Annotated in this window: 13 protein-coding genes; 3 read left to right on the forward strand and 10 right to left on the reverse strand. The window is 59.5% G+C overall.

Going from position 1 to position 13,840, the window contains the following annotated elements:
* Positions 1-145 precede the first annotated feature (145 nt).
* The 3 genes from ispG to dxr form a co-directional block, all read right to left on the reverse strand.
* Positions 146-1,279, reverse strand: coding sequence for a flavodoxin-dependent (E)-4-hydroxy-3-methylbut-2-enyl-diphosphate synthase (gene ispG / locus CAQU_RS07625; RefSeq protein ID WP_075728551.1), 1,134 nt, complete (start codon positions 1,277-1,279; stop codon positions 146-148).
* A 274-nt stretch (positions 1,280-1,553) separates the two neighbouring features.
* Positions 1,554-2,762: a M50 family metallopeptidase gene (locus CAQU_RS07630; protein WP_075728553.1), complete on the reverse strand. Its 1,209-nt coding sequence runs from the start codon at positions 2,760-2,762 to the stop codon at positions 1,554-1,556.
* A 202-nt stretch (positions 2,763-2,964) separates the two neighbouring features.
* A complete protein-coding gene (dxr, locus tag CAQU_RS07635) occupies positions 2,965-4,176 on the reverse strand; it encodes a 1-deoxy-D-xylulose-5-phosphate reductoisomerase (RefSeq protein ID WP_075726618.1) in 1,212 nt (403 codons plus the stop codon).
* A gap of 244 nt (positions 4,177-4,420) precedes the next feature.
* Here dxr and CAQU_RS07640 point away from each other — a divergent pair, with 244 nt between their 5' ends.
* The gene (locus CAQU_RS07640; RefSeq protein ID WP_425429706.1) at positions 4,421-4,843 is read left to right on the forward strand and encodes a DUF2631 domain-containing protein; all 423 of its coding nucleotides are present in this window, start codon (positions 4,421-4,423) and stop codon (positions 4,841-4,843) included.
* A 162-nt stretch (positions 4,844-5,005) separates the two neighbouring features.
* Here CAQU_RS07640 and rlmN read toward each other — a convergent pair whose 3' ends face one another.
* Positions 5,006-6,115 carry a dual-specificity RNA methyltransferase RlmN gene (gene rlmN, locus CAQU_RS07645; RefSeq protein ID WP_075726622.1) on the reverse strand — a complete coding sequence of 370 codons (1,110 nt, stop codon included), beginning with the start codon at positions 6,113-6,115 and terminating at the stop codon, positions 5,006-5,008.
* Between the two features lie 151 nt (positions 6,116-6,266).
* Between rlmN and CAQU_RS07650 the strand changes: the two genes are divergently transcribed.
* Complete coding sequence (locus tag CAQU_RS07650) at positions 6,267-6,680, forward strand: LapA family protein (RefSeq protein ID WP_075726624.1); 414 nt, start codon at positions 6,267-6,269, stop codon at positions 6,678-6,680.
* 86 nt (positions 6,681-6,766) lie between these two features.
* Here CAQU_RS07650 and CAQU_RS07655 read toward each other — a convergent pair whose 3' ends face one another.
* The 5 genes from CAQU_RS07655 to rpsB form a co-directional block, all read right to left on the reverse strand.
* Positions 6,767-7,648, reverse strand: a complete 882-nt coding sequence (locus CAQU_RS07655) for a phosphatidate cytidylyltransferase (RefSeq protein ID WP_075726626.1) — start codon at positions 7,646-7,648, stop codon at positions 6,767-6,769.
* 187 nt (positions 7,649-7,835) lie between these two features.
* The gene (gene frr, locus CAQU_RS07660; RefSeq protein ID WP_075726628.1) at positions 7,836-8,393 is read right to left on the reverse strand and encodes a ribosome recycling factor; all 558 of its coding nucleotides are present in this window, start codon (positions 8,391-8,393) and stop codon (positions 7,836-7,838) included.
* Positions 8,394-8,451: 58 nt separating this feature from the next.
* A complete protein-coding gene (pyrH, locus tag CAQU_RS07665) occupies positions 8,452-9,138 on the reverse strand; it encodes a UMP kinase (RefSeq protein ID WP_245797334.1) in 687 nt (228 codons plus the stop codon).
* 274 nt (positions 9,139-9,412) lie between these two features.
* Positions 9,413-10,243: a translation elongation factor Ts gene (gene tsf / locus CAQU_RS07670; RefSeq protein WP_075726632.1), complete on the reverse strand. Its 831-nt coding sequence runs from the start codon at positions 10,241-10,243 to the stop codon at positions 9,413-9,415.
* 238 nt (positions 10,244-10,481) lie between these two features.
* On the reverse strand, positions 10,482-11,297 hold the full coding sequence (rpsB, locus tag CAQU_RS07675) for a 30S ribosomal protein S2 (RefSeq protein WP_075726634.1): 816 nt from the start codon (positions 11,295-11,297) through the stop codon (positions 10,482-10,484).
* Positions 11,298-12,063: 766 nt separating this feature from the next.
* Between rpsB and CAQU_RS07680 the strand changes: the two genes are divergently transcribed.
* Positions 12,064-12,438 carry a M23 family metallopeptidase gene (locus CAQU_RS07680; protein WP_075726636.1) on the forward strand — a complete coding sequence of 125 codons (375 nt, stop codon included), beginning with the start codon at positions 12,064-12,066 and terminating at the stop codon, positions 12,436-12,438.
* Positions 12,439-12,451: 13 nt separating this feature from the next.
* Here CAQU_RS07680 and CAQU_RS07685 read toward each other — a convergent pair whose 3' ends face one another.
* Positions 12,452-13,417: a tyrosine recombinase XerC gene (locus tag CAQU_RS07685; protein WP_075726638.1), complete on the reverse strand. Its 966-nt coding sequence runs from the start codon at positions 13,415-13,417 to the stop codon at positions 12,452-12,454.
* Positions 13,418-13,840: the final 423 nt, after the last annotated feature.

Raw genomic sequence — 13,840 nt, forward strand, 5'->3', positions numbered from 1 at the left:
CAACCAACCCGGCCGGAATGCCCGCGAAAAGCCAAACCCACCCGCAAGCTTCGCAACAGCGAAAACAAACGGGTGGGTGGTTCAGCGAAAAATCGCGAAAAAGGCTTAAAACCTTAAAGGCTTAAGGGCTTAAAGGCTTTGTAGCCTACTTGGTGATAGACACCGTCGGAGCGCCGGTCGTGCCCTCATCCATGGTCTCAGCGATCTTCATCGCTTCCTCAATCAGGGTCTCAACGATCTGGGACTCCGGCACCGTCTTAATGACCTCACCCTTAACGAAGATCTGGCCCTTACCGTTACCGGAAGCCACACCCAGGTCAGCATCGCGCGCCTCACCCGGGCCGTTGACCACACAGCCCATCACCGCCACGCGCAGCGGCACATCCATGCCCTCCAGGCCGGCGGTCACTTCCTCAGCCAGGGTGTACACGTCCACCTGGGCGCGACCACACGACGGGCAGGACACAATCTCCAGCTTGCGGGGACGCAAATTCAACGACTGCAGAATCTGGTCGCCAACCTTGATTTCCTCAACCGGATCAGCGGACAGCGACACGCGAATCGTGTCGCCAATGCCCTCCGAAAGCAGCGCGCCAAACGCCACCGACGACTTAATCGTGCCCTGGAACGCCGGGCCCGCCTCCGTCACACCGAGGTGCAGAGGATAATCGCACTGGGCGGCCAACTGGCGGTAGGCCTCCACCATGATCACCGGATCATTGTGCTTGACCGAAATGGCAATATCACCGAAGCCGTACTCCTCAAACAGGCCGGCCTCCCACAACGCGGACTCCACCAGAGCCTCCGGGGTGGCCTTGCCGTACTTCTCCATCAAACGCTTGTCCAAAGAACCCGCGTTGACACCAATACGGATCGGGATACCCGCATCACCGGCAGCCTTGGCTACCTCCTTGACGCGACCATCAAACTCCTTAATATTGCCCGGATTCACACGCACCGCAGCACAGCCAGCATCAATGGCGGCAAAAATGTACTTCGGCTGGAAGTGAATATCCGCAATCACCGGAATCGGCGACTTCTTCGCGATGATCGGAAGCGCCTCCGCATCCACCGTCTTCGGGCACGCCACACGAATGATGTCGCAACCAGAAGCAGTCAGCTGGGCGATCTGCTGCAGCGTGGCATTGATGTCGTGGGTCTTCGTCGTCGTCATCGACTGAACCGAGATCGGATGATCCGAACCAACGCCAACCTTGCCCACCATCAGCTGGCGAGTTTTCCGCCTTGGAGCCAGGGTGGGCAGCGGAGCTTCGGGCATTCCTAGGCCAATGGAGGTGGGGTTAGACACGGTGCGAAAACGCTCCTTTAAAAAGACCAAAACGGTGAGAATGAAAAACACAGAGCAAACACCACACGCGCACGCTGCCCAAAAAAGGGGCTGGAGGCAGCACACGCAAGCGCTCACCACTGTCAATGTCCGCGGCAATCAACGCGCGGACCTATGGGGCAGATTCTATCACTGCCCACCCACCGCAGGCCGCCACCGACAAAGCCCGCCACACACCGCCGCACAACCCCACCCCAACACACAGCTAGAACAAACGAATCGGATTGACGATATCTGCCGCAATCGTGACCACACCAACCAGCAGCAACGCGGCAGTCACCGCATAGGTCAACGGCATCAGCTTCAAATAATCCGCAGGGCCCGCCGGCGCCAAACCCCGCATCCGACGCCACGCATCCCGCAGCTTCTCATACACCACTACCGCAATATGCCCACCATCTAGCGGCGGGAACGGCAACAAATTAAACAACGCCAAAAAGAAATTCAACGACGCCAACAACATCACAAACGTCGGCCACTGCGACTGCTGCGCCAACTCCCCACCAATCCGGCTCGCCCCCACCACCGACATCGGGCTCTCCTCATCACGCGGCGCCCCCACCACAGAGGCCATCACCCCAGGAATCTTGCCCGGAAACGCCACCAAGCCCTTCACCGTGCCCTCAAACATCATCCCGTAAAAACGAGCCGCACCACCGACCGCACTCAACGGGTTGTACTCCACCATCGTGTTTGAAGGACGCGCCCCCACAATGCCAGCCGCCCCGACCGTGATCACCTCACCACTGGTACTGCGCCGCGTCACCGACTCCAACGGCACCGACAACGACAACGTCTCCGCCCCACGCTGCACCTCCAACTGCACCGTCTGGCCCGGCTTTTCCATCAACTTCTCACGCAACTGCATAAACGACTCCACCGGCTGCCCATCAACAGCGACCACCTTGTCACCAGCGCGCATACCAGCCGCAGCGGCCGGCCCCTCACCCGCACACGGCGCCAAAGAACCATCCTCATTTTGGGCCGGCGCAACACACCCCGTCGACTCCACCACAGCCGAAAAATCCGCATCACGATTCGGCAAACCCACCGACACCGCCACCGCATAAATCAACACAAACGCCAGCAGCAAATTCATCAAAATGCCACCAAGCAACACAAAAACTCGCTGCCAAGCAGGCTTATTCACCATCGCCTTATCAGCCGGCACCTCGCCCAACTCGTCATGAATGGTCATCCCGGCAATGTCACAAAAACCACCCAAGGGGATGGCCTTCAACCCATATTCGATGCCACCCCGGCGCACCTTAAACACAGTGGGGCCGAAACCGACATAAAAACGGCGCACCACCATCCCGCACGCCAAAGCCGAACGCATATGCCCAAACTCATGCAAAGCAATGGTCGCAGCAATACCCAAGGCAAAAACGACAACGCCGACAAAAAAGCTCACGGCAAGCCAACCAATCACACAAACAACGAAAACCAACCCGGCGACCGCGCACAGCCACGCCATGCACGCCGCCGGAAGCTACTGAAGACACCAACTCTAACCGAGCCAACCGGCAAGACAGGTACCAAAAAACTACAAAGCACCACACAATTGACTGGGGATTGCCCGCCACCGCGCCCGCCAGCCAGGCTCCCGACGGCAGCTAGGAGCCCATCGACGCCAACACCTCATGCGCCGCCCGACGCGCAGCCCGCTCCGTCGCCAACACGTCCTCCACACCACTGGGCATGCCCGCGAAACTATCCGCCCGCGACACCACCTGGGCCACACAATCCACAATCTGCGGAAAATGCAGCCGCCCAGCAAGGAAACGCTCAGCAGCCTCCTCGTTAGCGGCGTTATACACCGCCGGGAATGTCCCGCCCCGACCAACGACCTCAGCAGCCAACTCCACCGCCGGAAACGCCACATGATCAACAGGCTCAAAATCCCACGAAAACGCGGCCGAAAAATCCAACGCCTCCTGCGCCTTGGCCACCCGATGCGGATAATTCAGCGCGTGCGAAATCGGCAACTTCATGCTCGGCGGGGACGCCTGCGCAATCGTCGCACCATCATGGAAAGTCACCATCGAGTGAATAATCGACTGGGGGTGAACCACCACATCAATACGATCCGCCGGAATCCCAAACAACAAGCTGGCCTCAATAAACTCCAGCCCCTTATTAACCAAAGTGGCCGAATTCAACGTATTCATCTGCCCCATCGACCAGGTCGGGTGCGCCGCCGCCTGCTCAGGGGTCACATCCCACATCCGCTCACGCGTCCACCCCCGAAACGGGCCACCACTAGCCGTCAACACCAGCCGGGAGACCTCATCATTACTCCCCGAGCGCAAACACTGCGCCATCGCCGAATGCTCAGAATCAACCGGAACAATCTGACCCGGCCGCGCCATATCCATCACCAACGCGCCGCCGGCAACCAAAGACTCCTTATTCGCCAACGCCAGAATCGTGCCCTTAGCAATCGTGGCGATCGTCGCGCCTAGCCCCAAAGAGCCCACCAGCGCATTGAGCACCACATCAGCGTCAACGTCCTCAACGAGCTGCCGCGCCGAATCCTCACCACTACGCACCACCCCGCCGAGTGCCTGCCCCACCGTGGCAGCAGCCTCCGGGAGCGCCACCGCCACCCGCTCCGCCGGCAGACCCAAACTGTGAGCCTGCGCAATGATCGCATCCGGATTACGCCCCGCCGCAGCAATGCCAACAATCTCAAAATCTGTCGGATTGGCAAGCACCACCTCAATAGCCTGGGTGCCGATGGAACCCGTGCTGCCGAGCAACAAAACCCGACGCCTGGGGCTGGCTTGGGTGTCGGCGGATAAAGCAGAAGAAGCCAAGTTGTTCATACCGCAATTGTTGCACAATCACCTCCACCCCCCTTTAGGGGCAACCAGAGGTCGGGAAAGTTGTGAAAAAGACAGCAGCGGAGTGGCTTTGAGTGGTTTCCAAGCTATCAGTGTGCAAAAATAGGACGCATTGACATGGTTTGAACACCGTGCGCCCAGAAATGACCGCAAAAGGCCATGACACGGGGTGCGCGAGGCGCTTCGAATCCTCACCCTAAGACTTATCCTCGTTAGCAAGGAGATCATCGTGGCAGGTTCCCACGCCCCCGTCCCCGAGATTCACAACGGCGTCAGCACCCTCGACGAGCCGTCGGCAGCATGGGGCTGGCACGGCCTTTCTCGTAGCGCGGTCCAGAAGGCAGGCTGGGTTTCCGTCCTGTTCCTGCTGGCCTACAACTTCGGCAACCACCACGGTCACGTCGAAACCATCTGGCTGTTCGCCCTCGCCGCTCTCGTGGCCATCGGCCTGCTGCTCCAGCTGTTCCAGCCGAAGCTGAGCCAGGTTCGCACCGTCACCAGCCACAACAAGCCCTCCGGCCACCAGGAACCCGACTGGGCATACCTGCAGAAGTCTCTCCAGGGCCCCTACGCTGAGCTCAACGACGCCCAGCTGCGCTCCCTGAACATCGACCCCGCCACCGTCGAAGGTCGCAAAGCCATCCACTAAACACGGCTAGGCTTCTCCCCCGGCTCCTCACCACGAGGAACCGGGGTTTTTTCATCCCACCTCACACCACTAGCTCAGCGTAGGTAGAGACACTAAAGCCCGCAGTCCCCACCACACGCGGATGGGACTGCGGGCAAAAGGCACAGAGCCTACACAAGTGTCCTAGCGTTCCTCAGCCGCCAACTGCCCACAGGCTGCAGCAATATCTTGACCGCGAGTATCACGCACCGTGCAGGGCACCCCCTGGGCAATGACACGACGCACGAATTCGTCCTGACGATCCTTCGGGGACGCATCCCACTTCGAACCCGGCGTCGGATTCAAAGGAATCAAATTCACGTGCACCCGGGATCCTAAAGCCTTATGCAGCTTCTTGCCCAGCATGTCCGCACGCCAGCCGTGATCGTTGATATCCCGAATCAAGGCGTACTCAATCGACACACGCCGGCCCGTCTTATCCGCGTAATAGCGAGCAGCATCCAACACCTCTTGCACCGACCACCGGTTATTCACCGGAACCAGAGTGTCACGCAGCTCGTCGTCAGGAGTGTGCAAAGACACCGCCAACGTCACCGACAAGCCCTCGTCCGCGAGCTTGCGGATCGCCGGCGCCAAACCCACCGTCGACACCGTCACGTTGCGCTGCGAAATACCGAAACCATCGGGACTGGGGTTGGTGATCTGCTTAACCGCCGAGACCACCCGCTTGTAGTTCGCCAGCGGCTCACCCATGCCCATAAACACAATGTTCGACAGGCGGCCACCCTGCTGCTGCATCGTCGCGGCTGCCGCGCGCACCTGGTCGACGATTTCGCCAGTAGACAAATTGCGATCCAAACCGCCCTGGCCGGTGGCACAGAACGGACACGCCATACCGCAACCCGCTTGTGAAGAAATACACAGCGTTGCTCGATCCGGATAGCGCATCAACACACTCTCCAGGAGCGTGGAATCATGCAAACGCCACAACGTCTTCGTGGTTTCACCGTCATCGCACGAGATAGTGCGAACCGGGTGCATCAATTCCGGAAACAGCTTTTCTGCAACCTTCTCGCGCGCATCCGCCGGAAGATCGGTCATGGTGCGAGGATCAGCTTCCAAGCGGCCATAGTAGTGGCGAGCAAGCTGATTAGCGCGGAACTTCGGCAAACCGAGTTCCTTAAGCGCCTCAATGCGCTGCTCGTTATCGAGATCAGCGAAATGCTTCGGTGGCATCCCCTTTTTCGGGGCGGTGAAAACAAGCGGGATAGGTGCGGGCTGGGTGGTAGTCATAGCCCCACCATCTTGCCATGTTTGCCACGTTTACCCACTTTTAGACCTCAATGATGTTGCACCGAATCCCCCACTACTGTGCGCTAAACCACGGCCGCGCGACACCTAACTAGCGGCATGGAATTGCCTTTTATCCACCTCACCCAGGAAAATGGGAAACATGAACAACAACCCAGAGCACCCCGACTTCGGCGAACCCGAGGATCACTTGCCGGACACCCGTCCCGCCACCGACCATGGCCCCGTCGAACCGGTTGTGCCGGCCCCCACAGATGATGCCGCCCCTGCACCGCAGGATCAGAAAAAGCCCAAGGTTAAAGGCTCCGTTGCTGGTGGCACATGGGTCGCACTTATTCTGGGGCTCTTGCTGCTCATCGCACTGCTGGTCTTTATCCTGCAGAACCAAAACTCAGTTGAATTGACCATGTTCGCCTGGTCTTTCTCGGTGCCCGTTGGGGTCGGATTCCTGCTCGCCGCTATCGCTGGAGCTTTGATCATGGCTCTGGTTGGTGGCGTGCGCATGCTGGAGCTGCGTCGCCAGGTCAAACGCGCCAAGAAGCTCTAGTACCAGCTCAGGTAAAAGCCAAGCCAATGGCCCGGAAAACCTTTCATGTTTTCCGGGCCATTCGTTTTACTCGAGTAAGGGGCTTTTTAGGAACCAATGAGTGACAGAATCAACCAGGTCACCATGGCTGAAGGCAACAGCCCATCCATGCGATCCATCAGGCCACCATGCCCCGGCAATAGGTTCGACATATCTTTAATGCCGATCTCGCGCTTGAACTGAGACTCCACCAAATCACCCAGGGTGGCGCAGATGACCAAGCCGAATCCTAGGGATAAACCCAACCACCAGGCGTCGTCGAGCAGCAGAGTCACGCACAGGATGCCGGCAATTGAGCCCAACACCACCGATCCGGCGAAGCCTTCCAAGGACTTCTTCGGGCTGACAGCAGGCGCCATGGGGTGGGAACCAAACATCACGCCCGCAGCATAGCCGCCCACGTCGGAGGCGATCACGCACAGCATGAACGTGATGATAAACAGGCCAGGAGAGATCTTTTCGGTACTGACCAGAGACAACTGGGCGGCAAAGGAACCGAACAGGGGAATCCACACCAGAACGAAAATCCCGATGGCGGTATCACGAAGATAATTGGTGGGGGCGACGAATCGTCCATTGACGAAGAGTCGACTAAACATCAACACCAAAACACTGGTGACAAAAGCTGCGACGACGCCACTGGGACCAAACGGCCAACTCAACCACACCATGGCTTGTCCGCCCAGGATCAAAATGATGCCGGGGATGACATAGCCGTTTTCGCTGAGTCTGCTCCACACCTCCCAGGTAGCTACGGCAACAGCGAGGCTGACTAGGCCGTACCACCCCCAGGGGGCGAAGTAGATGGAGGCGAGAACGAGTGCTCCCAGTGCAACACCGACCGTGATCGCTGCTTTTAAGTCGCGCCCGGCCCCGTTTTTGGGTTTGGGAAGGCCTTCTTTGGCAAAGCCTTTGACGCTTTCGCTCACGGACTGTCTCCTTGGGATGTGTGTGCGCTGCTCCCCCACTGTGTCTTTCGCTGTCTGAATCAGAGTCACAGTGGTGGGTGCGGTGCGGGAAAAGGTATGGGTACGGAATAGGCCGGGCGACCGAATAAGTCGACCCGGCCCAAAAACCGTGGGTGTGAGGCGACCCTAGCGGCGTGTGCCGAGGGGCTTAAACCTCGAGGAGTTCCTTTTCCTTCTTGGCGACCAGATCGTCGACCTGTGCGACGTACTTGGCGGTCACCTTGTCGAGCTCCTTTTCAGCGGCGACGACCTCGTCCTCGCCTGCTTCGCCGTCCTTCTGGATACGCTTGAGCTCTTCCATGCCTTTACGGCGGATGTTACGGATGGCGATCTTGGCGTCCTCGCCCTTGGACTTGGCCAGCTTGACCATGTCGCGACGGCGTTCCTCAGTGAGCTGCGGGATGGTGACGCGCAGCACCTGACCGTCGTTGGTGGGGTTGACGCCGAGGTCAGAGTTGCGAATGGCGTTTTCGATCTCACCCATGACGGACATCTCGTAGGGCTTGATGAGCAGCATGCGCGGCTCGGGCACGGAAATCGTCGCCATCTGCGTAATGGGGGTCAGGGTGCCGTAGTACTCGGCCATGACGCCGTTGAACATGGCCGGGTTTGCGCGGCCGGTGCGGATGGTGGTGAGTTCCTCACGAGCGTGTTCCACGGAGTGGGTCATGCGGTCTTCGGACTCAAGCAGAGTGTCGTCAATCATGGGGTAGAAAGTTTCCTCACAAATAAGGGGGAATGAATGCTGTGTTTTGGTTATTTTATCAGGAGCTGACGAGCGTGCCGATACGCTCACCGTTGACGGCGCGAGCAATATTGCCGTCGGTGAGCAGATTGAACACCAGGATCGGCATGTTGTTGTCCATGCACAGGCTGAACGCAGTGGCGTCGGCGACCTTTAGCCCCTTGGCGATGCATTCTGCTGGGGTGATTTCGCTGTACAGCTTGGCGTCGGGGTTGGTGCGAGGATCGGAGTCGTAGACACCATCGACGGCTTTAGCCATGAGCAGAACATCGCAGTCGATTTCCAGGGCGCGCTGTGCGGCGGTGGTGTCGGTGGAGAAGTACGGCATACCCATGCCGGCGCCGAAGATGACGACGCGCCCCTTTTCAAGGTGACGCTTCGCGCGGAGCGGCAGGTAGGGTTCGGCGACCTGTGCCATGTTGATGGCGGTCTGGACGCGACAATCGATGCCCTGCTGCTCGAGGAAGTCCTGGAGGGCGAGGCAGTTCATCACGGTGCCGAGCATGCCCATGTAATCGGAGCGGTTACGGTCCATGCCGCGCTGTTGGAGTTGTGCGCCTCGGAAGAAGTTGCCACCACCAATCACGACACTGACTTCGGTTCCAGCTTTTGCGACCTCTGCAATCTGGCGGGCGACGTTTTCGACGACATCAGGGTCGATACCGACGTTGCCGCCGCCGAACATTTCGCCACCGAGCTTGAGCATTACTCGCTTGAAGCCTTCGCGTTGGGTGTCACTCACAGCGTATTCACTCCTCATCCGGCCCGTTAAAGGGCGCTTGGTTTTTACTCCCCGCTATCCTACCGCCGATAGGCTCAAACTGCGTCTTGGCATCTCGATGGGGCCTCCTACCCACGGTTGTGGCGGGAGTAAAGAAAAAAGACAAGCCACCGCGGTTGATACCGCGGTGGCTTGTCTTAGGTTCAGCGACTGCTCTACCTACCAGGTGGAGTGGAGCAGGCTTTTAAGCAGCGAGTGCTTAGTTGTGCTGACCAACCTCGAAGCGAACGAAGTCGGTGAGGGTAACGCCAGCTTCATCCATGACCTGCTTGACGGTCTTCTTGTTGTCGGTCACGGAAGCCTGCTCGTTGAGGCAGACGTCCTTGAAGAAGCCGTTGAGGCGACCTTCGACGATCTTCGGCAGAGCAGCTTCCGGCTTGCCCTCTTCGCGGGAGGTAGCCTCGGCGATGCCGCGCTCCTTCTCGACGACGTCGGCGGGGACGTCCTCACGGTTGAGGTAGGAAGCCTTCATAGCGGCAACCTGCATGGCAGCGGCGTGAGCAGCCTGCTCGGCAGCCTCGCCTTCACCGGTGTAAGCGACCAGGACGCCAACTGCCGGCGGCAGGTCGGCAGCGCGGTGGTGCAGGTAGACGGCAACCTTGTCGCCTTCGATGGTGGCGGCGCGGCGCAGCTCGAGCTTCTCGCCGATCTTGGCGGACAGCTCCTGGAGAGCCTCCTCAGCCTTCTTGCCGTCGACGTCAGCAGCCTTGAGCTCCTCGACGGAGTTAGCCTTCACAGCAGCGGCAGCTGCAGCGATCTTGGCGGCGAAGTCCTTGAACTCCTGGTTCTTGGCGACGAAGTCGGTCTCAGAGTTGACCTCGATCATGGTGTTGCCGTCGACGGCGATGAGGCCCTCGGCAGCGGTACGCTCGGCGCGCTTGCCGACGTCCTTTGCACCCTTGATGCGGAGCAGCTCGATGGCCTTATCGAAGTCGCCATCGGTCTCGGTGAGAGCCTTCTTGCAGTCCACCATGCCGGAGCCGGTGATCTCGCGAAGCTTCTTAACGTCTGCAGCGGTAAAGTTCGCCATGTGCGGCGATCCTCCTTGTTGTTGGGGTTTTTCCGCTTACCACTGTAAGCAATTTACGGTGTTCGTGCGCGCGGGGGCACACGATTGTGGCAAGGGGTCAGTCCAAGACTAGTTGTTGTGGCGCGCGCCTGGCATGCCTGGCGCGCAAAACGCCCCCAACATCACACCCTGCGCGACGCGTCGGCCGTGACTGTTGGTGTCATATTGGGGGCGGTAAAGCATGTGAGTTGCGAGTATTTTACTCGGACTCGGTTGCGACCTCGGCGGGAGCCTCAACCTTGGCTGCAACCTCAACCTTGGCTGCAACTTCTTCGTTCTTGTCGGCGTCGCCGGCAGCCTCAACAGCGGCAGCCTGCTCGCGCTCGGAACGAGCCTTCTTGCCCTCGATGACGGCCTCAGAGATGACCTTGGAGAGCAGGTAGGTGGAGCGGATGGCGTCGTCGTTGCCCGGGATCGGGTACTGAACAACGTCGGGGTCGCAGTTGGTGTCGAGGATAGCCACAACGGGGATGTTGAGCTTGTGAGCCTCGGCGACGGCGATGTGCTCCTTGTTGGTGTCAACGATCCACAGTGCGGAAGGAACCTTGTTCATGTCGGCGATGCCGCCCAGGACGCGCTCCAGCTTGGTGCGCTCGCGGGTGAGCATGAGGATTTCCTTCTTGGTGCGGCCCTTGTAGCCGTCCTCGGCGGAATCCATTGCCTGGAGTTCCTTCATGCGGTGCAGACGCTTGGAAACGGTCTGGAAGTTGGTCAGCATGCCGCCGAGCCAGCGGTGGTTGACGTACGGCATACCGCAGCGCTCAGCCTCGCCCTTGACGGCTTCCTGAGCCTGCTTCTTGGTGCCGACGAACAAAACGGTGCCACCGTGGGCAACGGTCTCCTTGACGAACTCGTAGGCCTGATCGATGTAGGTCAGGGTCTGCTGGAGATCGATGATGTAGATGCCGTTGCGGTCGGTGAAGATGAAGCGCTTCATCTTCGGGTTCCAACGGCGGGTCTGGTGACCGAAGTGGACACCAGCGTCGAGAAGCTCGCGCATGGTTACGACTGCCATGAGGTGCTTCCTTTCTATGTTTTGATGATTGGGTTTTGCGTGTGATCGCTTTTCGCGGTCACCCTGGCGAAGCGCCCGGCTCTCCGCCCTAGACTGTCGTGAAAACGAGTGTTTTCTACGGTGTGTTAGGGACCGTTGGAGTACTCGGGGTTGGTGCGTTCCGCGAAAGTGAGCAGCTGTTGCTGCTTGCTGTCGTTTCCGTCAGCCTTTGCATGGTGGAACGCGGTCTCCGCGCGAAGTCAGCCCACCAACAATGCCTTGACCTCCAAGGATGCAGGACTCGATCCCATCTGGTCTCGATTGGCACGGTTTGGCACACTGCTAGCGGGACAGCTTAGCGGATTGTAGGCCTGCACTACAAACTGCTTTTCCTGCTGTGCGCAGCACTTTTCACATCAGCCACTCCTGTGCCAGCCTCCACAGTCCACGGCGAGGTTTTTCTCCACCATCTGCCCGCTTGGGGTTGCATGGTCTCATGAGCTCCGCCGCGCTGAAAAGATTGCACTCCCGCCTAAAGCACCTGCCACGGTTCGGAGAGTCGACCAGGCGCAGGAAGTTGGTTCCGGTAATCACCCTGGTGGCTTTCATTATCGCGCTGTTCACCGTGCCGGCAGCAGGTTTACCGGGCGAACCTGGAAAACCACCTAGCCCTGGCCGGACGGTCGAGTCGGCAGCCCCCGCGGCGCAATCTCCCCGGCGCGCCCCGGGTGCTTCACGCCGGTTTGGCGGTTATGTTTCTCCGGTGTCGGGTACTACTGCTGTTCCGATGGTGTCTCGCCCTTTTGATAATCCCGAAAAGCCGTGGCTGCCGGGGCATCGTGGGGTGGATTTGGTGGCGGATGTTGGCCAGCCGGTGTTGGCGGCGCAGCAGGGGGTGGTGGCTTTTGCGGGGGTGGTGGTGGGTACGCCGACGGTGAGTATTGATCATCCAGATGGGTTGCGGACCACTTATCAGCCTGTGGAGGCGGTGGTGGTTAAGGGGCAGGTGGTGTCTGTGGGTGAGGTGATTGGCACGTTGGCTGCTCCGGTGGATCAGTGGCCGGGGTTGCAGTGGGGTGCGCGGCTTGATCGGGATACTTATGTTGATCCGATGCTGCTCCTTACTCCGCCGGTGATTCGTTTGAAGCCGGTTGTTTTGTGAGTTTTGGTGGGGGTTAGTTGTTTTCTTCGCGGGCCCGGGGGTGGGCTTGCATGAAGGCTTCGCGCAGTCTTTGGGTGGAGACGTGGGTGTAGATCTGGGTGGTGTTGAGGGATGCGTGGCCGAGGACTTCTTGCACTGTTGTGAGGTCGGCCCCGCCGTCGAGGAGGTGGGTGGCTGCGGTGTGGCGTAGCCCGTGGGGGGTAAGTCCTTGGGCGTCGATGTCGCGGGCGAGTTTTTCGACGATGCGGCGCACTTGGCGTTGGTCGATGCGTTTGCCGCGGACGCCGACGAATAGTGCTTTTTCCCCTGGTGTCGCGAGGTGTCCGCGCCCGTTGTGTAGCCAGTTTTCGACGGCTTGGGCTGCGGGGGTTCCGAAGGGCACGGTGCGCTGTTTGTTGCCTTTGCCGGTGACGGTGGCGCGGCAGGTGCGGGTGTCAATGTCGCCGATGTTGAGGCCGACGAGTTCTGCGACGCGCATTCCGGTGGCGTAGAGCAGTTCCATCATGGCTTGGTCGCGGAGTGCTTGTGCTGCGCGCTGGGGGGTGTGTGGTTCTGCGTGATTGCGGTGATCTTCGTCGTCGCGCGGGTGTTGTGGGGTGGGGTTGGCGGCGTCGATGAGTCCGGCGGCGGCTTGGTGGCCGAGGACGGTGGGGAGGGTTTTAGCTGGTTTGGGGGTGACCAGGCGGGCGGCTTCGTCGGCGGCGATGATGTTGTGGCGGGCGGCCCAGGTGCTAAAGGAGCGCACACTTGCGACGCGGCGGGCGAGGGTGGCGCGGCTGAGGTTTTCTTGGACGCCTTGGGCGAGCCAGCTGCGAAGGGTGGTGAGGGTGAAGTCGGCGGGGTCGGTGATGTGGGTTGCTAGGTCGCGAAGGTCGCGGGTGTAGGCGTTGATGGTGTTGGGGGATCGCCCTTCGACGGTGTCGAGGTAGGTGGCAAACCGGTGAATTGCGTCGTGGAATGGGGTGTCGTTCCTGCCCATGGTGTGCAGTGTACTTAAGGAGGGTGTATGGGTGGTTGGGGTTATACACGGGAAACGGCGCATCATCTACTTTTCGCCTGAGCGTGTGTAGATGATGCGCCGTTTTGACTCACCCAAATGCAAGAACCCGCTAGCGGTTTTTCTTTCGCGTTTTCCCTGTGGCTGTGATGGAAACCCAGGAAGGAAAGTTCATCACGAGCGTCGTTGGAAGGCAGCGCTTGCCACTGGGAGGTGGCGGAAGAAAATGTTGTCCGCTTGACGGTGTTGGAGGGTTCCAGCCCGAACCCCTCAACTCCGTACTTATTGAGGCTTGCCTGACCAACTTTAGTTTGAGACGCAAGCTTATGCAACCCTTATTTTTAATCCTCTATGAAGTTACCCCCGCAGCTTCCTCCCGTGGATAGTGTTTTTTCACCTTTACCG

This window comes from Corynebacterium aquilae DSM 44791, assembly GCF_001941445.1.
GTDB lineage: Bacteria > Actinomycetota > Actinomycetes > Mycobacteriales > Mycobacteriaceae > Corynebacterium > Corynebacterium aquilae.

Excerpts from the sequence above, each read along its gene's own strand:
- ispG (WP_075728551.1), bottom strand. The coding sequence starts at position 1,279 with ATGCCCGAAGCTCCGCTGCCCACCCTGGCTCCAAGGCGGAAAACTCGC.
- dxr (WP_075726618.1), bottom strand. The coding sequence starts at position 4,176 with ATGAACAACTTGGCTTCTTCTGCTTTATCCGCCGACACCCAAGCCAGC.
- rlmN (WP_075726622.1), bottom strand. The coding sequence starts at position 6,115 with ATGACTACCACCCAGCCCGCACCTATCCCGCTTGTTTTCACCGCCCCG.
- CAQU_RS07650 (WP_075726624.1), top strand. The coding sequence starts at position 6,267 with ATGGGAAACATGAACAACAACCCAGAGCACCCCGACTTCGGCGAACCC.
- frr (WP_075726628.1), bottom strand. The coding sequence starts at position 8,393 with ATGATTGACGACACTCTGCTTGAGTCCGAAGACCGCATGACCCACTCC.
- pyrH (WP_245797334.1), bottom strand. The coding sequence starts at position 9,138 with ATGCTCAAGCTCGGTGGCGAAATGTTCGGCGGCGGCAACGTCGGTATC.
- tsf (WP_075726632.1), bottom strand. The coding sequence starts at position 10,243 with ATGGCGAACTTTACCGCTGCAGACGTTAAGAAGCTTCGCGAGATCACC.
- rpsB (WP_075726634.1), bottom strand. The coding sequence starts at position 11,297 with ATGGCAGTCGTAACCATGCGCGAGCTTCTCGACGCTGGTGTCCACTTC.
- CAQU_RS07680 (WP_075726636.1), top strand. The coding sequence starts at position 12,064 with ATGGTGTCTCGCCCTTTTGATAATCCCGAAAAGCCGTGGCTGCCGGGG.
- CAQU_RS07685 (WP_075726638.1), bottom strand. The coding sequence starts at position 13,417 with ATGGGCAGGAACGACACCCCATTCCACGACGCAATTCACCGGTTTGCC.